Source organism: Ruminococcus turbiniformis (assembly GCF_020687545.1).
Taxonomy (GTDB): domain Bacteria; phylum Bacillota; class Clostridia; order Lachnospirales; family Lachnospiraceae; genus Mediterraneibacter; species Mediterraneibacter turbiniformis.
On the sequence record NZ_JAJEQX010000047.1, the window covers coordinates 1 to 20,020 of the forward strand.

The 20,020-nt window shown below is 41.2% G+C and carries 17 protein-coding genes and 3 pseudogenes; 1 reads left to right on the forward strand and 19 read right to left on the reverse strand.

Annotated elements, in window-relative coordinates; all coding sequences use genetic code 11:
- Positions 1–296 precede the first annotated feature (296 nt).
- The 19 genes and pseudogenes from LKD70_RS16860 to LKD70_RS16950 all read right to left on the reverse strand — a co-directional run.
- Positions 297–530: an Imm74 family immunity protein gene (locus tag LKD70_RS16860; protein ID WP_227709044.1), complete on the reverse strand. Its 234-nt coding sequence runs from the start codon at positions 528–530 to the stop codon at positions 297–299.
- Positions 531–534: 4 nt separating this feature from the next.
- A complete protein-coding gene (locus tag LKD70_RS16865; RefSeq protein ID WP_227709045.1) occupies positions 535–1,143 on the reverse strand; it encodes a hypothetical protein in 609 nt (202 codons plus the stop codon).
- Between the two features lie 144 nt (positions 1,144–1,287).
- Positions 1,288–1,479 (reverse strand): hypothetical protein, encoded by a 192-nt coding sequence (locus tag LKD70_RS16870; protein WP_087266967.1) that lies wholly within the window; start codon positions 1,477–1,479, stop codon positions 1,288–1,290.
- A 91-nt stretch (positions 1,480–1,570) separates the two neighbouring features.
- Positions 1,571–1,783, reverse strand: a pseudogene (locus LKD70_RS16875) (23S rRNA methyltransferase); the annotation flags it as partial.
- A gap of 283 nt (positions 1,784–2,066) precedes the next feature.
- Positions 2,067–3,404: a protein kinase domain-containing protein gene (locus LKD70_RS16880; protein WP_227709046.1), complete on the reverse strand. Its 1,338-nt coding sequence runs from the start codon at positions 3,402–3,404 to the stop codon at positions 2,067–2,069.
- Positions 3,391–7,116 carry a hypothetical protein gene (locus LKD70_RS16885; protein WP_227709047.1) on the reverse strand — a complete coding sequence of 1,242 codons (3,726 nt, stop codon included), beginning with the start codon at positions 7,114–7,116 and terminating at the stop codon, positions 3,391–3,393. Before LKD70_RS16885 ends, LKD70_RS16880 begins: the two co-directional genes overlap by 14 nt.
- Before the next feature lie 119 nt (positions 7,117–7,235).
- Complete coding sequence (locus LKD70_RS16890) at positions 7,236–8,078, reverse strand: KilA-N domain-containing protein (protein ID WP_227709048.1); 843 nt, start codon at positions 8,076–8,078, stop codon at positions 7,236–7,238.
- 359 nt (positions 8,079–8,437) lie between these two features.
- A complete protein-coding gene (locus LKD70_RS16895) occupies positions 8,438–8,767 on the reverse strand; it encodes a hypothetical protein (RefSeq protein ID WP_227709049.1) in 330 nt (109 codons plus the stop codon).
- 256 nt (positions 8,768–9,023) lie between these two features.
- Positions 9,024–9,809: a hypothetical protein gene (locus LKD70_RS16900; RefSeq protein ID WP_227709050.1), complete on the reverse strand. Its 786-nt coding sequence runs from the start codon at positions 9,807–9,809 to the stop codon at positions 9,024–9,026.
- A 66-nt stretch (positions 9,810–9,875) separates the two neighbouring features.
- On the reverse strand, positions 9,876–10,337 hold the full coding sequence (locus LKD70_RS16905) for a Panacea domain-containing protein (RefSeq protein WP_227709051.1): 462 nt from the start codon (positions 10,335–10,337) through the stop codon (positions 9,876–9,878).
- A 700-nt stretch (positions 10,338–11,037) separates the two neighbouring features.
- Positions 11,038–12,486 carry a toll/interleukin-1 receptor domain-containing protein gene (locus LKD70_RS16910; protein WP_227709052.1) on the reverse strand — a complete coding sequence of 483 codons (1,449 nt, stop codon included), beginning with the start codon at positions 12,484–12,486 and terminating at the stop codon, positions 11,038–11,040.
- A 13-nt stretch (positions 12,487–12,499) separates the two neighbouring features.
- On the reverse strand, positions 12,500–12,724 hold the full coding sequence (locus LKD70_RS16915) for a helix-turn-helix domain-containing protein (protein ID WP_227709053.1): 225 nt from the start codon (positions 12,722–12,724) through the stop codon (positions 12,500–12,502).
- Positions 12,725–12,864: 140 nt separating this feature from the next.
- Positions 12,865–14,436 (reverse strand): recombinase family protein, encoded by a 1,572-nt coding sequence (locus tag LKD70_RS16920; protein ID WP_227709054.1) that lies wholly within the window; start codon positions 14,434–14,436, stop codon positions 12,865–12,867.
- Positions 14,423–14,782, reverse strand: a complete 360-nt coding sequence (locus LKD70_RS16925) for a recombinase (RefSeq protein ID WP_456115027.1) — start codon at positions 14,780–14,782, stop codon at positions 14,423–14,425. Before LKD70_RS16925 ends, LKD70_RS16920 begins: the two co-directional genes overlap by 14 nt.
- A 68-nt stretch (positions 14,783–14,850) precedes the next feature.
- A pseudogene (locus LKD70_RS16930) lies at positions 14,851–16,412 on the reverse strand (recombinase family protein).
- Between the two features lie 60 nt (positions 16,413–16,472).
- The gene (locus tag LKD70_RS16935; RefSeq protein WP_227709055.1) at positions 16,473–16,691 is read right to left on the reverse strand and encodes an SHOCT domain-containing protein; all 219 of its coding nucleotides are present in this window, start codon (positions 16,689–16,691) and stop codon (positions 16,473–16,475) included.
- A gap of 147 nt (positions 16,692–16,838) precedes the next feature.
- Positions 16,839–17,780, reverse strand: a complete 942-nt coding sequence (locus tag LKD70_RS16940) for an N-acetylmuramoyl-L-alanine amidase (RefSeq protein WP_227709056.1) — start codon at positions 17,778–17,780, stop codon at positions 16,839–16,841.
- Entirely contained in the window at positions 17,780–18,202 is a 423-nt protein-coding gene (locus LKD70_RS16945; protein ID WP_227709057.1) for a phage holin family protein, read from the reverse strand. Before LKD70_RS16945 ends, LKD70_RS16940 begins: the two co-directional genes overlap by 1 nt.
- Before the next feature lie 444 nt (positions 18,203–18,646).
- Positions 18,647–18,886 (reverse strand): annotated as a pseudogene (locus LKD70_RS16950) (ATP-dependent helicase); the annotation flags it as partial.
- Between the two features lie 117 nt (positions 18,887–19,003).
- Between LKD70_RS16950 and LKD70_RS16955 the strand changes: the two are divergent.
- The gene (locus LKD70_RS16955) at positions 19,004–19,666 is read left to right on the forward strand and encodes a sigma-70 family RNA polymerase sigma factor (RefSeq protein ID WP_227709058.1); all 663 of its coding nucleotides are present in this window, start codon (positions 19,004–19,006) and stop codon (positions 19,664–19,666) included.
- Positions 19,667–20,020 lie beyond the last annotated feature (354 nt).

Here is a 20,020-nt window from a genome sequence, read left to right on the forward strand (position 1 = left end):
AGCGAGTAAACTCGCAAGTAGTAGTCACTTAAGTGCGGTATCCCTGCTCCGGACTCGCAGTATCATAGTCCCGGACTTACGGTATCCGTTCCTCCGGAACAGGGGTACATTTTCATCGTAATATACATCTGATTTTCCCCTCTCTTAATACGCCTGTAGCCCCTGCTAATCTCCTGATAAACTTTCTGTTTATGGAGAACTTTCTGCTTATGGATCTATAAAAAGCTACGGCAAAATGTCGATATCATATCTGATATTTCATGTTTCCGGCAAATGTTCTGCAAAAACATATTTTTTTATTCAAATATAATCTGAACTGTATTTTCACTCATACTTTCCTGCACTTCCCGAATGATTTCTTCTATTTGTTCTTTACTGAGTTTCTCATTCTCATGCGGTGGCTCCCATGTTTTCATAGTGTCTGTATATACTACAAATTTTCTCCCTACAAGCATTTCTCCTTCCGCTTTTATGATATAACCATTTTCCAAATCAAATTTAACATAGTTCACACTACCTGTAATTTTCATTTTCTCACCTCTCAAAAATAACATGCTCTATACCTGTTTTCGGGTCAATTGTTGTTATCTTTGTAACATTAGGATTATTCTTAAGACGTGGCAGCTCAATATTTTCCCATATATTGCCCGGTCTTAATTCTGAACCAATGACCGCTCTTATTTCTCCTGATACCTGTTCGGCATATGCTCCAGATGCCAAGTCCCAGGCTTCCATTGTACTTGGATTATTAAAATCCCATTCCGGCATAACAATTTTTTGTTTTTCAATTGTAGATTCTAATGTAACTCCACCTCTACTTTTAGCGATATTTGCTGCATTCTCAGCTCCACCTATTCCGTCTGTTCTTCCAGACCAGAAAAATGCCGTATCAGGTTCAGTTTTTAACTTAGGACGTATTGCATCAATATCCAGCAGTGACGAACTGCTGATTTCATCTATACTATTTTTTGATGTAATAAAACTATCGTACGCGGTAGCCTCATTTGCCCTCAATTTAACCACGGCATCCGTATCCACCTTACTGATAGCGATATGTTCATCGAGTTTAATATCCGCTAATTTCCACGCGTCTATATCCGCCTGTGTCAGTCCAGGATGATCTATATGTACTCCCTTTTCCAACTCGTCCCAATACTGATTATACCGCTTTGCATCAGCAAAATTCCTCCTGATAGGTTGCGTCTGCTTCCAACAGCGGAGTGATCGTCTTTTCCCTCAGTGTTTCCACAGCTGCCTTGAACAGTTCTTTAAATTCTACGCCATCCATCATACCCTCCCGCAATCGTGTTGTACTTTGAGTTTTTTCAGCGGTGCGCCCGTAACCTTAAAAATCAGTTCGTCAACGCAGTCCGCATATCTGCCTTGCGCAAGGAGCTGATTTTTCAGTTCCACAAGGCTATGTAGCAGGATTGTCCTTTCGTGGCTATCCAGATAAATGTGGAATTTCTGTTCTCTCATACAAGCCACCTCCGTTTCTTCACTTTCATTATATGTAGGAACGGAGAGCAGCTCAAATGTGCAAAAATGTATAACTATTTCCGAGATAGCGTCAGATCATACGAAAATATTCCAATGCCTCTTTTATAGCTTTTTCTTTTTCTGGCGGGCATTTCGGCTGTCTGGAGTTTTCTGATTTCGGTAGGTTATAATTTACCCTCTCAATAATACCGCATTTCTGCTTTACCTGTGCGATATATAAATTACTGACCTTTAATCCCGTATGCTCCAGTACATACTTCTTGATTTCCTCATAAGTGGCTTTGCTCTCCGCAGCCGTCAAATCAAGCTCGTCCATTTTCACTTCTACCTCGATATGTTGGTCTGAATGAAGTTTGGACAATAAACATACCGTCTCAACGCTGGTATGAAATTCCCACAAAATCTAGTACTAAATTATTACTAATCAGATATGTTTTATATTCCTCTGGAATTTTCTAAAATTCTCCTCTTGTCCATTAACAAAATTTCATTGCTAATCTGCTTCAATTGTATTCAGGTATCCATATGTCAAAAACCATATATTTCACAAATTCTCAAAAAAATAACTATACAGACAATTTTACCATTTTGATTAAATAATTTGTATTTAAGCGAATGCGTTTATATCCGTTCCCTAGCCCATCACTGATTCGGCTAAACAATGGTACTGGCTTTTCATCAAACGAAAACGTAACAGAATGAAGAGTATATGTCATATCCTTTTTCATACAAATATCATCAATTGCAATTTCAATTACCTTTTTTCTTCTCCCATAATACGGATTAAGTATTTCTATTTCATAAAGGTTATCTTCAATATATCTTGCTTTTTTCAAAGGAAGAAGCATCGATTCTTTTCCTGCATCAATAAAAACCAGACCTACGGTATGTGCCATATTATTAAGTATTTTCAAAATTGCATTGGGTTCTTTATATATCTGTTCATCCGAAGGAATAGTACAACTATTATGTTTTGCCTGTTCATCATATTTTAAATCCATCAAAGTTTGACGAGGCATGGTACCTCTTATTACCCTTAATTGGGCTTCTATATAACCCAAACAACCTTCGATATCGATCCGTTCCCAATAATAATGTTTTGTTGCCTCCTCCATCAAACGATGCAATGGTTCTGCCGTTTCAATTTGCAACTTATCTTTATCAATATAAACAGCGTTGCGATTTCTCGAGTATTCTTCCAAAAATCCACTGTTATTACAATTAAGCACCATCCAAATTGTTTTCGCATACAAATAAACATCAGATTTTTGGTAATCCACACCATTAATTTCCTCAATTGACTGAAATTCAGGTGGACGAATTGCTCGTGGGCCTAGAGGCTCATTCATTTCTGTTATGTGTTCATCTGTATCAGCAATATTTCTAACAAGCCCAAAATCAGATAGACATATTCGCCCATCGAATAGCAAAAGATTCTTTGGCTTAATATCTCTGTGTACAAAGCCAAGTTTATGTAATTGCCTTATACAATTCCCCAAATCAAACATCTGCTCCATTTTTTGCAAAACAGAAAATTTTTGTGGGTTATACTGTTCTGCTTTTGGCATTAGATACCATAATACATCTGGTTCTTCTTCACAATATACTGAGGTATCATATATAGGAATAATTCCGCTAACTTTATCTTGAAAAGAAAGAACTGTTTCAATTTCTTTTCTAAATCGCAACTTTCTCTTTTCTAGTTTTTTCTCTTCATTTGGTGCTACATCCAAAAATTTAATAGCGTAATCGTTTTTTTGTGGTAACGATTCACCTCCCTCAATAATGTCTGCAACAAAAACAACGCCATTTCCACCGTTTCCTATTTTTTTCTTAATGAGATATGTTCCATATTTTCCTATTACCTTCGAACCCATTCTGGAAGAGATACTAGTACCAGCCATTTTCAGCATCCATCCTTTCTCTTTCAGAGTCTTTCTTATAGGTTTCATACAATCCATAAAAAATATTTGCAGTTTTTGGATAATATGGTTCTAAATACTGAGCATTCTCTTTAAACTCCTTCGCCATCCTAAGTTCTTCTTTCCCTGCTGAAGGACTGAATACGCCACGACGATTATATACGGCTACCCGATACGCTCCGTTCATCTTCTCATCGCCATATTTCTCGATCATTTTTCTGACTGCTTCACATGGTTCATGACCATCAGTACCTATCGGCGAAAAAGAGAACAAACGTCCTAGAGTTGTCGCAAACAAGCTTTCTTGATCATTCTCAAGCAGTAATTGTCTATATTTTTCTATCCATTGTTCTAACTGTTCTTCTGACACTTCTCCATTACTTTCTGTCGGACAAAATCGAGCCTTCTCATAGATTGTATACATATTGTGAATGTACGTCTGATCTTTTGAATGATTTTCCTCTGTGCCATGATCCTTTTTAAATACCCCTTCTACCAGTTGTGCAAATAATTCCGGAGACTGCTTGATTATATGATGAAAGCATTTCATATTCTTCCAATCCAACAAATTCATAAATATAATCTCAAGATGAGCAATCCTGATACATTTTTGCGGATCATCGATATAAGCCTCTTGAATTACACCTATAAGCTGTTTAACATGATAGCTTGTCAACTGATTGCCTTCTGAATGTGGCATACTCTCAATTTCTTCAAAACCCTCAAAGATCTGTTCCGCTGACAAAGGATTTCGGTAGTGAATTAAATGAACCTGATCAAGATATACAGCAAGAGTAGCATACTTTTTACATTCTGCTAATGCCCAAAACTTATTGTACTCATCACAATGAAAGCAAGTTTTCCAAAACTCTTTTTTTATCGGTTCAGAGGCGAATGTAACAAGCGGAATTTCTTTGGTTCTATGCGCTTCTATCTTATATACTTCCGCCAAAACTTCAGTCGAACAACCATGATTTGATAAATCCTCAATAATTGTGTCATATGGTATAACCTCACTACTGCCTATACTTCTTAAATAGTCAATTGCAATTGCACCTGATACTTGAACGAATAATAGTTTTTTAAACGTAGCAAAATCCCATTTACCATTATTCCAATATTGAGCCAGATAATTTCCCAAAGTAGAAAACGATTCTTGGGCGCAAACCTTTGCCAATACAGTTAAATCATAGCCATATGATTGGAATTCTGCTAATTTATCTCGAATCAACTCTTGTGTAGCTGATTCGTTATTATCGCTTTCCCCTTTTTGTTTATAAGGAACAGGATGAAGAAGTGGATAATCATGATTGCTTACAAATAAATAGCTATATTCATATTCCGGAGTTTTAATATTAATTTTATCAAGAAGTTTTTCGTATTCAGCAATTTTTTCTTCTGGCATTGACCAATCTGAAGACGAAAAATATCTATGTTTATAGATGAGATGTCTAATCTCATTTTTAATCCGCATTACTTCTTCATCAGACATTTGGCTAAGTTCATACAAAAGTTGTTCAAAAATGTTCTTATTTGAATTTTCAGGCACCTCGCCTGATAAATCAACCATTTTCTTCCAACGATCTACCGAAAAATCCATGTGCTTTATAAGAAGTTCAAAATAGCCCAAATGTGCCTTTCTCATTTCAGCTATAGTAGTTGCTTGTGCTTTTTCATACTCCCGATATTTTGGTGATAATAGCTCACCAAACATACTTCTTCCACTATTATTGATCGCCGAATACAAGTATTCCCAAGTATTATTATAGTCAATATCAAAAGCTATTTCGGCTGCTGCTAATTTTTCCTCTGCAGTCTGAAGAGAAGAAAAATTCATCCATGTGCAAAATATTTTCGAGAAAATATCCTTAGGAGAATTTGATTTATATTCAAAATGGAAGGCATCTAATTTCAAAAGCCATCTAAACGCCGACCAAAAATAATCTCTTTGACAAAGAAACTGTTCAATTCCCCAAAGAATATCAATATACGCATTTCTTCCGAAAAGGAAATCACTTGATTGATTTTGAAACAGGCATAGTAGTCCTGTATCTTCATTTAATTCGTTTTCAAGTCTTTCCAATGTGGCTTCTGGAGATATTTCACAGAGTTCTCTCCAGAATTTAGATATGTAAATCCACTGCTTTTCAGTTTTCACACAACTTAACACTTCCGAGACCAATCTGTTTAAAGTTAATTGCGTTTCTTCGTCATTCTGATATGCGCCTTTAATGAGCAATGTTTTCAACATACCTTTTCGCATTGTTTCAGACCAGAATAACTTTTCGCCTTTAAACTGTGCTATCAATCTTTCACGACCATCATAAGTAAAAAAATTCTCTGATTCACTAATCACTTCATATGCAGCCGTGACAAATGATTGCCAAATCTTTTCGTTAGGCAGAACATTAAGATAACTCCATATATTTTCCGTGCTTGCCAAGTAGTATGAAATAGATCCATTACGCTTTATCATATATAGGAGAGGATCTTCTCCTTTCGCATATGGAAGAACCTCTTCTAAGAATCTATCATATGAATCACCATACAAAGATTCAATGATTAATTTATCACCTTCGATTTCTTCCCAACTTCCAATGAGGAGACATGTCTTTTTCGCTCTATCACTAACACGCTCCATCCAAGAAGGTACTTTTAAATATTCCCCTCTAAACAGTTGTTTTTTCATCTGTGCATATAAACCATGCGTATCAGCTAAAAGAGCATAGGCTTTATCATACTCCATTCCCGCTTCTTTTAAGCATTTTGATAACGTGTCCCGCGTTCTTGGGCGTAACTCTAAAACTCTCTTGTTAAATACCGGAGTATTCTCATCTATCACAAAAATATTAGTGTTATTCTCAATCGCTACAATTTCTTCCGCATAGAACCAAGGAATGTACACATTCCCTTCATTTTCCAATACATGAAGTTTATTCCATGACTCTATATTTTTAACAATGTAAATAGGACGTTTGTCATTAAGTCTCCACAATTCATTAAGGACACAGTAAATAGTCTCTTCTCTGCTACGTCCCCTCACAAAGACTAATTCTTCATATCTCTGATCTTCAAATTCATCTTGAAAATGCTCATCATCAACTATAAAAAATTCTATTCCAATAGATGGATTCTGAGTTTTTCTTCTAAGCTCGATATCCATTTGCCCAGAAGATGCTATTGCTACTTGCTCACGATTGTAAATTGCAAGCTCATTTGACATCTTATCGATTCGATTTTGTAATTCCAGAAAACTACTTTCCTGCTCTTCTTTCCATTCCTGTAGGAAATAATGTTCATATTTATCAGGAGCGATTGTTTTTAGCTGTTCAAGCACTGCATAAATTATTTTTATTGTGTAAGTTTCAGCAACTTCATAAGGAATTTCATACTTGTTCATCAATTTCATAAGAGAATTATACAGTCTATGTTTCAATTCATATCCTTCGTCAGATTTTAATTCCTTCGCTATCTGAGTTAAATTTTCTCTCGACAATACAAGTTCTAAATCCTCAAAAAACGAATTCTCTTCCTGTTCATTTTTAATAAAGAATTCTCCTGTACCAACAATTAATTTCTTCCATGCCTGTAATTCTCTAAATTTTTTTACCGCACTCTCTCCAACTGAAGTCAGAACATTCTGCATCTCGTTAGAACCAAGGGCCACAATAGCATCTAGTAATAGTTCAATCATATTTAAACCACTCCTTAATCGATGGCAAAAACTATACCGCCACTCTACAAATCGTGTACACATACTCATAAGAAAATTCAAAGGTAGTTTCTATTATTTTTTCCTTTACCTATTTGCTTCTATTTTTCTATTTTCGGGAAATTGTTTAAACTTACCGACTCCAATGTCCGCAACTGCTGTATCGCCAACTGCCGCAACAATTTCATACGCTCTTTTTGACTTTTCCCCTGATTAATTAAAACCGCATTATAACTTTCCAGATTCGCAAGTACCAGTAACTGATTCAAGGTTGCTACATCCCGCATATTCCCTTTAACAGTCGGATTTTCATCTTTCCATTGCTTAGCCGTCTTTCCAAACAAAACAACATTCAGCATATCTGCTTCATTTGCATAGGTATACGCTACCTGTGCGGGTGTTAATTCTGGCGGTATCAAATTATCCTTAATCGCGTCAGTATGTATCCTGTAATTCAACTTAGAAATCTCTATATTCAAATTCCAATTCAGAGATAGCCGACTATTCTCATCCGTCTTTAATCTCCTGTAATCTTTCATGATATATAACTGGAATTCAGGAGAAATCCATGTTGCGAAAGACATAGCAATATCGCTATGGGCATATGTTCCGCCATAACGTCCTGCTTTTGAGACAATACCGATAGCATTCATCTGCGTAATCCACTTTGTCGGTGTCATAACAAAACGATTTAATCCAGCCTCATTTTTAACCGCCTCGAATTGCACACGGTTAAAATCTGGATTATGCAATTCTTCCCAAACGCCTAAAAACTCAATCGTATTTCTATTTCGCATCCAGTTTTGAATCACAAATCGCGGGTCGTCTTCATTTCGATATTTTGCAATATCTGTTAATGAAATAAATTCATTTTCAAAATTTGTAGTATAGATTCCTATGTCAATACCTTTTGCATGGATAGTCTCCTTAACAATTTTCGCCATAAGTATCCTCCTCTCCCCAGCATAAACTTAAGCAACATATCTCTTAGAACATATATCCTCCGCCTAATTCATAAATCATTTGCCAATTTACCTTCATCTTCCCACATTTCCCGATATGCTTCAATATAATCCCTAATACAACCGGGATATGCATCCAAATACTTTCTACATACCCTTTGGTACAATCCCAAGATTTTTTCATCACACGCAAAATCCAGTAAATAATCTAACAAATGTGACAATTCATCTTCCGACACAGTTCTGCTGCACACATCTTCAACCAATGGCAAATAAACTTCATAGGCTTTCTGATGTAATTAGATTATCTGCTCTGCAATCTGGTAAATATTTTCATCCATTTAAATTACCTCAAAATGCTTAAGCGCCTCTATTATCGCTTCTACCTTTTCTTTCGGCGGACGTTTCCCCGGCTGCTTCAATTCCTCTGTCGCATTAGGCGCATCATACATTGTCAGTCCCAAAGACCTTTTCACTTCTGCAATATAAGCGGTATGTACCTTAAATCCATACTTCTTCCCCACATATTCCTGTATCATCTTATATGTGATTTTCGGTTTTGGCTGATATTTCTTCGCTCGTTCTGCAATCGCATCCAGCGATATCTTATCGTCGCCTTCTCCAAATTCTACCTTTACGTTAATAACACTGTCCGGGGATTTGTGGGACAAAAGTACAACCGTCTCCACATGGCACGAGAGGACAGAAAGTACGTCATTTGCCGGGCGATTCGTCCGCCTTGATCCACCGCTGTTTTTACCCTCTCGATCGTATGCGGGAACATATCTTTATTTCTAATATATCAAATCCGTATCTCTTCGTACATATTCCTTGACCTGTTGTTCCTAAAAAAGCTTATCTAATAAGTCATTGTTTCTATATTGAAATTAAAAATAAGGTTGTTCCGAGATTTTCGGGACAACCTTACTAAACATATACATCAGAGAATTCTTGCCAAACAGCTTCTTGATTGCTAGATAATTTTGTAATTTCTTGAATCAACCCGTAGCAATCTTCATCGTATTCAGGCCGTATAATAATAATGTCATCTTCATCACATTCATAAAACTTCAAAGCACTTTTATAATAACGTACTAATTTCTTTATATCTGAATTTTCAGTTTTATCGGCTGCGAAAAGATATAAATATTTACAACCTATTTTTTGAGTAATCTTAAAAATTTCTCGCACGATTACTTCCCAAAAAATTCCAAATCCTAACGGTGTCTTTAAATCTTCCGGTGTATGATACGCTTCATTTCGGCAAAAATGCCGTAACTCTATTCCAGAAAAACATTCAGCAACCGCTAAAGTATTTTTCCCACCGAATTCTTGTGTCTCATTTTTTAAATCGATGCGTTTTTCAGCTATCTTAAACAAACGATCAATATCAGAAAACTCTGAACTTCCATATTCATAATAACTCTTGATAGTTTCCAAATCATTATCTCGCTTGGCATCCACCAATATATCAACAAACTTTCGTTCATCATCTTCTAATTTATCATACTGTTTTTTACTAAAAAGCAATCCGCATTTTAATGAAAAATATAATGCAACTTTCCCTTCTGAATCCTTAACCAAATATATTCTAGTTTCGCCAGCTAAATCTTCAGTCCAGGCATTCTTTTTTAAGTAATTACCAAGAGTATTTTTATTTTTTTGTGACCGAAACTCTTCAATAATATTTTTGTTCTCTTCTTTCGATGTCAACACTTCACATTTGAAGCTTGCGAAATATTGACGTGTTTCCTCAATAGTAATATTAAACCCTCCACACTATTGTTTCTCTTTTGCCTTACGTACCGCAAGTTCACGTGTAGCATCTACCATCATTGCATTTAAACTTAATTTAACGTCCCCATTCTCTGAAGAGCCCAAACCTTTACGCGCTTTTTTCCAAGAGAATTCATCATGCGATAAGCAACTAAGCTTCCATGAAGAAACAGTTCCGTAACGTTCTAGGACAGCCCGCAATAATTTCTTTGTAGAAAATGATACTGTATCTGTAACATCTACAAATAGATTTCCTGTTAAATATTCATGTCGAACACTCTTCAATACAGGCCCATATTTCCAACCGTAAAAATCCTCACTAAATAATGCAGTTCTATTATACATGAGGGATTCTTTCTGAGCAAAGTACATGAGTTTATGCATTTTCATTTCATCCATATTTGTATGAAATCGATCACTATACATATCATATAATGCTTTGGCAACTGCTAAAGTTTTTTCCATGCTATCCCTCCTATCCCTAAATTGTGTATAACTAAGTCTTATTATCATACTACGATTGGAAGCCAAATTCAATACTAAAAATTTGCAAAACTACATTGTATAGATAAGCAAAACTTTTTACTATAAAATTACTTCTTATCCTACCAGATATCGAACTTTCTTATTTCTATATTTATTATACACATTTTCGCTCAAAAAATCTATCAAAACACCAAATAATATACGTTATAAAAACGCCCTATATTCCTGCAATATACCATTTTCATACATCTTATTTCATTTACCCTTTCACATCCACCTTCGTCATAGATTTAAATTCCATCTCAAATTATTCATCGTAAACCATGATCTTTCTATCGTCTGATGTACCAATAGTATATCAGATTCACCCACCTGTTTTGATATTGGTGTATAGATGAGATTCTTTATCCAGGTGGAATTACTCTTTATTTCGTTCGCTGTGCAAACTGTTTTTATGTCTATTCCACGATTTTGAATCAATTTGCTTTTTTCAAACTATTCCCCTTGCCAATAACTATATATCTTCTCTTCATCGCAAGCAATAGTACTCTAACGTTATTTAGATTACCTTAATTTCAATGATTTTCTCACATTCTCTTACTTAATTGTCAATTGTCTATCTAATAGGCAGAAAACAAAATTGTTTAAAACCTTATATTTTTATAGAATATCAAGAAAATCAACTCAACGTGCCTATGTCTTCAACTTGAATACTATTTAATATTGCTGGTGCTGCATCCCAACTCCCGGAGTACTTCATTTTGCTATCAAATGTACATCTGCTGATAACCGTCTTTAAAGCCTCTAAACTGTCCACACCAAACAACACCATCATCTTATCACAATATCTTCGGGATTTCATTTTTTCCCATTCAATAGGCATGTTCTTAGCATAAACATAACATGTTGGAAACCAATACGCTTTATGCCAGCTCTGTTCATTTTCTGACAACTCATAAGCATTACATACTTGATAAAGGAATAAATCTGCTTCAGCAATAGCTTCTCCTGTGTAAATTGGAAGTTTTTCTCTCTGACTACAAATAACATCACCCATAAGAGTATATTTATTTTTCATTTCCGTTTTTGGCTTATAACACTCCTCAATGATGCGGCTATGATGTCTAAAAGCTGTATAATTGTTTGGCTTAATAGCTCCTCCAAATATGCTTGTTTCTAAAAAATATGTATATGTAAGCATTTCGTTTATTGCTGCATAATCTTTAATATGACGCATGAAAGCAATAACACATATAAATAATTCCCATATATAGATTTTAAATATATCTAAGTCGTCTTGAGAAGCTGAATTCGCATTTGGTTCAAATGTTTTGATACAAGTCAATTGGTTATACATTGTTTCAAAGCCCTCGGCTATTATCTCTGCATAATCTGTTCCTGTCTCTGCAAGGGTTTCTACAAACTCTAAAAAGAAATCTCTCACTGGCTTGGTATTTAAAAATATTTCGTATACTCGTTCTGGACTAGCATTCTTTTCAATATATTCCTTTAAAACTTCGATGTGTGTTATTTGAAATCGGGATATACAACTTTTTCTTTTATTATCTGTATTACTTCCACGTATTTGACGAATTAAATCCTTTAGTTGAAAAAAATCTGTTTTCTCTTCGTCAAGCCATTCGGGCATTTTTCCTAACTTTGGTTTTGTAAATTGCGGTTTTTCATAGATATTACGAAGAAGTTTCTCATACTCTATCTCATACGTCTCCGGATCAGACAAATCAATATATATTCTTGTTTTTATATATGTAGGAACATATGGTTTCCCATCCTCGCTTTTTTCTGCTATAACAGGAATGAATTTTTCTTGTTTCATATTTCCATAGATTTCACTGGAAATAATCACAGTTTCATCTCCTACTCCTCCGGTACGATCATTCGCCTTCTGTGCATATACTTTATCGCAAATAATTAGAACCTTTGTTATCTCAGGATCATTAACACAACGTTCCATAAACGCATATTTATCTTGACCTTCTTTCAAATCCCACTTATCAAGAACAACATCAACCCCATGCGAAACCAGTCTCTGTGCCAATTCTAGCACTAACGCATCACTACTCCAAGAATATGATATAAATATTTTTGGTATCCTGTCTTCTTTCAATGTATATTTCCTCCTACTTACTTCCCATTTTTATTTCATATCCATCCGGCAACACAAACGCCTGCTCATATCCAACATCCAACGCCTCTGCAATCTTTGCCATTTCCTCAGAGGATACGGTACCACGCTGCAGCTTCTTATTAAAATTCTGCGGAGTCTGTCCAATCCGTCTGCAAAGTTCCGCAAAGCTGATATTCATTCTGTCACACAATTCTCTGATCATATCTGATGTTGTCATTTTCCACCTCCATCAGCATAGTACGATTATAAACCCTATGGTTGATAAGCACAAGCTGCCTTCTTTGAAATTAACAGCCTATTAAAAAAGCACCTTGCAGCCATTTCAAAAGCCACAAGGTACCTCATTCATTCTGTTATTTACCTCTCCACATCCACCTTTGCCCCAGATTTGAACTCCACCTCAAACCGCTCATTATAAACCGTGACCTTCTCTATCAGCCGCCGTACCAGCAGTTCATCATATTCCGTGACCTCTATGGACTGCTGTTCCAGAAACTCCCGCATCTCCCTGATCCGCTGTTTCAGTCCCTCCCGCTCGGCGCTCTCCACCAAGGCATTCTGCTTCAGTTCCCGCAGCCTGTCAATCTCATCCGCAACACTGTTATAATCCTTTTTTGAATTCGCCAGCTTCAGAAGTTCCTTTTGCAGGTCCAGCAGTTTGGCCTCAATCCCTTCCAATGAGGTTTCATCCTCCTGCCGTATTACCGCTTCTATGTTCTCCTGGAGAGTGGACATCATGCTTTCTCTGTTACCCAGCGCAAGGTTGATCGCCTGTACCACCGCCGCCTGCAGATCCACCTCTTGAATGGTTGGTGCATCACAGGCAGTTGGTCCATGTTCCACACGGTTACAGCACCGCCACACGGTGGAGTGCTTTCCCCGGTTATTCCATGCAATCCGCCGGTAAATTTCGCCGCACTTGGAGCAGTATACAATACTGGATAAGGCATACTTGCTGCTGTAAACCCTCTTTTTCCGGTTGGCTCCACTGTGGAGGTTCGCCCGCCGGATCATTTCCTCCTGCACCTGCATATAAAGGTCACGGGGAATGATGGGCTCATGGCTGTTTTCCACATAATACTGTGGAACAATCCCCTTGTTCTGCACCCTCTTTTTATTGAGAAAGTCAACAGTATAGGTCTTCTGCAAAAGGGCGTCTCCAATGTACTTTTCATTCTGCAGGATTTTCTTCAGTGTTTCCGGACGCCACTTCGTTTTTCCGGCCCCGGTAAGAATCCCGTCTGCTTCAAGTCCACGCCCGATCTGGAGCAGGCTTGCCCCTTCCAGGTACTCCCGGTAAATCCTCTTTACCACCTCCGCCTCCGCAGGCTCTATGATCAGGTTTCCTTCCTCATCCTTTGTGTAACCCAGGAACCGGCTGTGGTTGACCCGGACCTCCCCGTTCTGGAAGCGGTGCTGCAATCCGAGTTTGATGTTCTGACTCAAAGACTGGCTTTCCTGCTGTGCCAGGCTCGCCATAATGGTAAGCAGCACCTCACCCTTGGAATCCATGGTGTTGATGTTCTCTTTTTCAAAGAAAACCGGGATGTTCTTCTCCTTCAGTTCCCGGATATACTTCAGACAATCCAGGGTGTTTCTGGCAAACCGGCTGATGGACTTGGTAATGATCATATCAATGTTTCCGTCCATGCAGTCCCGGATCATGCGGTTAAATTCCTCCCGCTTTTTCGTATTCGTTCCAGTGATCCCGTCATCAGCATAAATCCCGGCCAGTTCCCATTCCGGATTCTTCTGGATAAACTGCGTATAATGCGCCACCTGCACCTCATAGCTGGATGCCTGCTCCTCACTATCCGTAGAAACCCGACAGTAAGCAGCGACTTTCAGCTTTGGCCGCTGCCCAACTGCAGCGGTATTTCCTACCCGCTTTCTGGCGGGGATCACGGTAATATTCCTACTTAGCTCCATCCCCATCTACCTCGCTCTCAATCAAACTGTATGCATGCGCCGCCTGTTCAAAGGGATCGTCAGAACCCTTTTTCACTACAGGCATGGTAAAATTGGTAGGGAAGAGGATGTCCTTCTTTCCTTCCAGTTCCCACACCCGCCCCAGCGCTTTTGCTCGGCTCATGCGTATTTCTTCTGCCTTATCGAAGGTTTCTTTGTCGATAATAGCCGGATAGTAATCATCTCCAAGATACTTCTTATTCCGGAGCATCCTTCCGGCGCTCCCGTGGTACAGATTTAATCCGACCTTCTCAGCGGCGGGCATAAGCGCCATGCCGGAAATATAGTTCTGAAAAAAATCCCGCACCGTGGCGGCCTGTTCTTCATCGATGACCGCCCGACCATTTTCAATCCGGTATCCTTACGGAATGTGTCTCATGGTTCCACCAGCCTTTCTTTCAAGGACAGTCCGCATTTCCATTCAAAAACCACTTCTTTTCTGGACAGTACGGTGATCCGCTCCACGAAAGAAAGGAAAATTTCATCATCGAATTCCGTCATCATGGTTCCTTTGGATGTAAACCGGAGCAGCCGCTGCAGTTCCTCAATTTTGACCATATCTCCATTGACAGAGCGCATCAGCCCATCCTTTTCCTGCCGCAGGGCTTCTGCTTCCGCTGCAAGTTCATTACTTTCCTTATTAAAAAGAGCAGGCTCCAGATAGCCGCTTGCCATCAGGTTCGTCAGCACCTGTTTCTGCTCCCTGTTTTTCTCGATTGCCGTTTCCAGTTCTTCAATCTTTAGCAGCCGGGATTGATCATTCAGCCCCCGCAGGCTTTGCAAAAGAGGACGCAGCACCATCTGATGTCCAAAGACCAGCTTGTTCATCATGGTAACAAACGCCAGTTTCAAAGCATCATCCGTGATGTATTTCTGCGAACAACTTTCCTTATCTTTCAGATGATTGGCACAAGCCCAGGCCACATACTGGCCGCTGGGTTTATAATGCATCCGTCTCTTATATTTGCCGCCGCATTCTCCACAGCAGATCCGGCCAGAAAAGCCGTACCGGTTCTGGTATCTCCCAGTGTCATGGCCATTTCCTTTTTCACGCCCCCGCTGTTTCAAAACCGCATTGGCCAGTTCAAACTCTTCCTTGCTGATGATTGCTTCATGGTGGTCCTGCATCAGGTACTGGTCAAGTTCTCCCCGGTTCTGATGGCGGTTAAAGCTGCTGTCCGTATAGGTCTTCTGGAACAGGACGTCACCCGTATATTTTTCATTCCCGATGATGGCGTTGACGGTACCCGGCGTCCAATGTCCGCCCTTCTTGGTAGCAACGCCCCGCTCATTCAGTTCCTCCGCAATCTCGTGGGTACTTTTCCCCGCAAGCGTGTCCGCAAAGATCTGTTTCACGATCTCCGCCTGCTCCGGCACGATCACCATCTCCCCGTCCACATTGTCATAACCATATGGGGGATAGGAAATGATGAAGGTTCCATTCTGAAAGCGCCGCTTGATACCCACTTCTCATTTTCAGAAATGGACACCGACTCGCTTTCTGCCAGACTGCTTAAAATGGAAAGCATTAATTCACTCTCCATGGAGCCCGTGTTTAGATTTTCTTTTTCAAAATAGATGTAGATCTTTAAGTCCAGTAACTTCCGCACCAGTTCCAGACAGTCCGTGGTATTTCTGGCAAAACGGCTGATGGATTTGGTAATGACGAAGTCAATCGTTCCTCTCTCGCAGGCGGCAACCATCGCCAGCAGCCCGTCCCGCTTTTCTTTTTTCGTACCGGAAATACCTTTGTCATAGTAAAGTCCGGCAAACTCCCACTCATCATTGGATTTGATGTAACTCTCATAGTGGGCCTTCTGCGCTGCCAGACTAACAAGCTGTTCATCTCTGGCTGTAGATACCCGGCAGTAGGCCGCCACTCTAAGTTTTCTCTTTTCGAGGGGCATATTTTCTTCAATTTTTGTGATCCGTTTCATCCTCTCACCTCTCTTTCGGTACGGACATATTCGCTCTGACACCTGCAAATAGCAAGTCATTTAGGGCATAATCCGAGCCAGATAGGGAGAGAATGATTGGCGGTTTTTCGCCGTAATTTTGTCTAATTCACCCTCAGAAATCTGGTCTGCCTCCCGCAACTTTTCCAGCAGTTTTTGCGCCATGTAATAGTCAAATTCCCTTTGCAGTTCCTCATCTGTGAATAGTTTCCTCTCTGCTGTCTGATTCTGAAAACCAGCCGTCACCTTCGTTACCTGCATGGTATTCCTCCTATCCGAAGGATGCCTCCTTCAAAATACGGAGATTTCTACAGCGTTTTGAGGGGGTATTACAGACAAAAAAATAAGGCCCGCAGACCATGCATCTATCGCACAGCCCACGGGCAATCCTGATCTTCCTCGTTTTACTTAAAGACGCTTACAGTACTCCAGGGAAATCCAACCAGCACCGCTCTTGAGTTTACCCCAGCCAGCCACAGAGCCAGTGCCGGATTTTACCTCGGTAATGGTGAATACCCCTTTCCCGGTGTACTTCCCGGTCTTGGCGTAATTCGTACCAGGGCCTTTGCGGATATTCAAGTCGGTTGCTGTTACCTGTACCAGGAAGGAACCGGTTGAACTTCCAGCGCCCGACTGCTTTCCGGTATAAACCACCTTGCCGCTTTCATCAAATACAGAATAGCCAGCATTGGAGTCGACGCATTTCTTTGCGTTATCCAGATTGTTGAAAGCCCCCTTCTGGCTCTTGGCATCCGGCCAGCTTTTGCGGACACGGTATAAAGCAGAAGCTGCTGATCCAGATGAAGAACCTCCCAGTGCTGCCGTTACCTTGGAGGCAAGATCCCCAAGCCGGGAATACAGCCAGTCCCCCGGACAGGACTTGTTCGCAAACCAGCGATGGACAGTGAGTACCATCTCATCAGACTTTGGCGAGTAATTCAGCGTCTTATTCTTATCCCCCAGCCAGAGAAGTTTCTTCTTCCCATTCCGTTTGCAGATGTCCGTACACAGTTTCACGAGGGAATTGTAAACAGCGGTGGTCATTGCGTAGGGATGATTCAAATCGCTGGTGCACTCGATGGTGACAGCCCTCTGGTCGTTGGCGCTGCTGGAAGAACACCAGGAGCGGTTCTTCTCCTCCACGCAAAGTGCGATCTTTCCGTCTTTCCCGATGCCATAATTGCAGCTGGCCTCTCTGGACGGGCTGGTAAAGCATCCGCAGATGTTCTCCGCCGTCAGCTGGCCGACCACACAGTGGGGAGTGATCCGGTCAATGGAATGCGTCCTCTGCCCAGAGTGGTTAGGACTGAGTTTTGTGTAAGATACAAGGGAACTGTTTGTGTAAACCATTATTCATTACCTTCCTTTCCGTTTTCTGCTCTGTCATGGAGCTGCTCTAATACCGTTTTGATCTTTTCCGGGATCGGCAGTCCCAGATGTCCTGCATTCTCCAGCAGGCTCACGCCTTCATTGGAGATGTAGAAAAAGATCACCGCTGTCCGTAAGACCGCCCCGGTTCCGATTACCTGCACATCGATGATGTTTGCAATTCCGACAAGCAGGAAGATCAGCACTTTGCGGAAGATCCCTTTGAAGCCGACTGCGCTGGATAACTCCCGGTTGATGATGGCGCACATCATACCCGTGACGTAGTCGATCACCACGAAGGCGATCAGGGCATAAAGCAAGCCATCACAGCCGCCAAGGAAATACCCCAGCCAGCCGCCCACAGCGGAAAAAATGAGTTGGATGGTGTTCCAGAATTCTTTCATGGCGCGTTCCTCCTTTGAAATTTTGGTATGAAAAAAGCGGCTACCCCGAAGAGTAGTCGCTGATTTCCAGAAAATATAAAGTTATGCTGTCCGCTTCCACATATAGCAGACGATATAGGGCTGCAGGTTGGTGTGGGAGCCACCACCTCCCGTATTTGCGTTCTTTCCTTTTGGAGTCAGTGAGTGAGTATGCGCCCCAGCACTGCTGGTCGGGGAGGTAGCCTGCGCCCCAGAAGTTCCTGCACTATGCACTGTATAGCGGCTGCTGCCTGCACCTCCATCCGTATCACGGCCAATATTGTGCGTATGACCGCCTGCACTGTTGGACGTGGTAGAACTTCCCTTGGCTTCCAGCAGCTTGGTAAGATTACCCAACGATACCTTATCGAGCGGGATTTCCACCGTAAGCCCCACGTTTGCCTCCTGTGGCTCGGTTTTACTTGCCTTGAAGGAAACATACCGTTGCACTTCCTCCTCAGAGAGATACACCTCATAGCCGGAGGAAACGAACTGTGGCATCTGCAGGTAATCTGTGGATTTCATGGAAATCGTGATGTCAGAGATCAGTCGGTAGATCTTTTCCTCCGCCCCTGGAAGGGGCTTGTAGGAAAACACCACCTGCCCATTGCGCTTATCCGGCAGGAAAAACCGGGTACGATACTGGCCGATGAACCTCCCCAGCCGCCGTCACCCAGAGCGCAGCGGGGATGGACGGTGTGCAAAAGGAAGCATTAGACAAGTTCGGTCAGGCGCTGACGGAATTTCTCCAATCCACCTTAGACCACGCGCAGGAGAAGCAAAATGCCGACCCGGAGCAATGAGCAGCTGTGCAGACTGGCACAGAAAGGGGATACGACTGCCCGTGACATTCTGCTGGAAAAGAATCTGGGATTCATCCGAAAAATTGCGCTGGAGCAATACCGAAACATGGGGCTGGATGAAAATGATATTGGAATTGATTTGGATGATTTGATGCAGGAGGGAAGTATCGGCCTGCTGAACGCGATCCCTTTGTTTGATGCCGGACGGGGCATGAAATTTCTGACCTATGCAGCACCGGCGCTCCGCAACGCCATGACGGACTGCATCCGCGCCGCCCTCGGTTTATTTGAGCAACGGATGGTGGATAAGAAAGACGGCCCCGGCTTCCAGAGAGTATATCTGGATGACGTTCTCTCAGAGGATGAACGGATGCTGCGGATCGAAGCCATAGCCGACCCTCACACCCAAACGCCGGAGCAAATCTATATCCAAAAAGAGCAGCTGATAGAATTGTATGCGGCGCTGGACAAGCTGACGGCCAGAGAGCAGACCTATCTGCTGTACCGCTATGGCTTTACCGATGGAATCGAGCACCCGCTGATCGGCGCGGCGCTCCATTTCCATCTCAGCGAGAGCTGGACAAAGAAGGTGGAGGGCGAGGCGATGGACAGCCTGCGCGGAAAGCTGCCGTGGTGGTTCTGATACGATGGGAAGCAGCGGCTGACGGGGGCTTTGATATACCTTTGTTCCGCAAATGACACGGCTGACAGACAGTGCTTGCCCGCACCGCCTGCCAGCCTTTTTCTGTCGCTTATGCTGCCCCGCAAGGGGCAACCTTTCCCGCCAGAACGCCGCAACTGTGGCCACACTTTTCAGGGTGTGCTACAATTCCGGCTGCCATCTGCTCCACAAAGGTATAACACACTAGATGCAAACAGCCACTTTCCGCGGCCAGCAGGGCCGCATTTCCCGGCCAGTCAGGGCCATATTAAACGGCCAGCCTGAGATATCAGCAGGGCAGAGGGTACTCCGCCCTACTGATCAGTATTGATCGTT

Excerpts from the sequence above, each read along its gene's own strand:
- LKD70_RS16860 (WP_227709044.1), bottom strand. The coding sequence starts at position 530 with ATGAAAATTACAGGTAGTGTGAACTATGTTAAATTTGATTTGGAAAAT.
- LKD70_RS16870 (WP_087266967.1), bottom strand. The coding sequence starts at position 1,479 with ATGAGAGAACAGAAATTCCACATTTATCTGGATAGCCACGAAAGGACA.
- LKD70_RS16880 (WP_227709046.1), bottom strand. The coding sequence starts at position 3,404 with ATGGCTGGTACTAGTATCTCTTCCAGAATGGGTTCGAAGGTAATAGGA.
- LKD70_RS16885 (WP_227709047.1), bottom strand. The coding sequence starts at position 7,116 with ATGATTGAACTATTACTAGATGCTATTGTGGCCCTTGGTTCTAACGAG.
- LKD70_RS16890 (WP_227709048.1), bottom strand. The coding sequence starts at position 8,078 with ATGGCGAAAATTGTTAAGGAGACTATCCATGCAAAAGGTATTGACATA.
- LKD70_RS16905 (WP_227709051.1), bottom strand. The coding sequence starts at position 10,337 with ATGGAAAAAACTTTAGCAGTTGCCAAAGCATTATATGATATGTATAGT.
- LKD70_RS16915 (WP_227709053.1), bottom strand. The coding sequence starts at position 12,724 with ATGACAACATCAGATATGATCAGAGAATTGTGTGACAGAATGAATATC.
- LKD70_RS16920 (WP_227709054.1), bottom strand. The coding sequence starts at position 14,436 with ATGGAGCTAAGTAGGAATATTACCGTGATCCCCGCCAGAAAGCGGGTA.
- LKD70_RS16935 (WP_227709055.1), bottom strand. The coding sequence starts at position 16,691 with ATGCAGGTAACGAAGGTGACGGCTGGTTTTCAGAATCAGACAGCAGAG.
- LKD70_RS16940 (WP_227709056.1), bottom strand. The coding sequence starts at position 17,780 with ATGGTTTACACAAACAGTTCCCTTGTATCTTACACAAAACTCAGTCCT.
- LKD70_RS16945 (WP_227709057.1), bottom strand. The coding sequence starts at position 18,202 with ATGAAAGAATTCTGGAACACCATCCAACTCATTTTTTCCGCTGTGGGC.
- LKD70_RS16955 (WP_227709058.1), top strand. The coding sequence starts at position 19,004 with ATGCCGACCCGGAGCAATGAGCAGCTGTGCAGACTGGCACAGAAAGGG.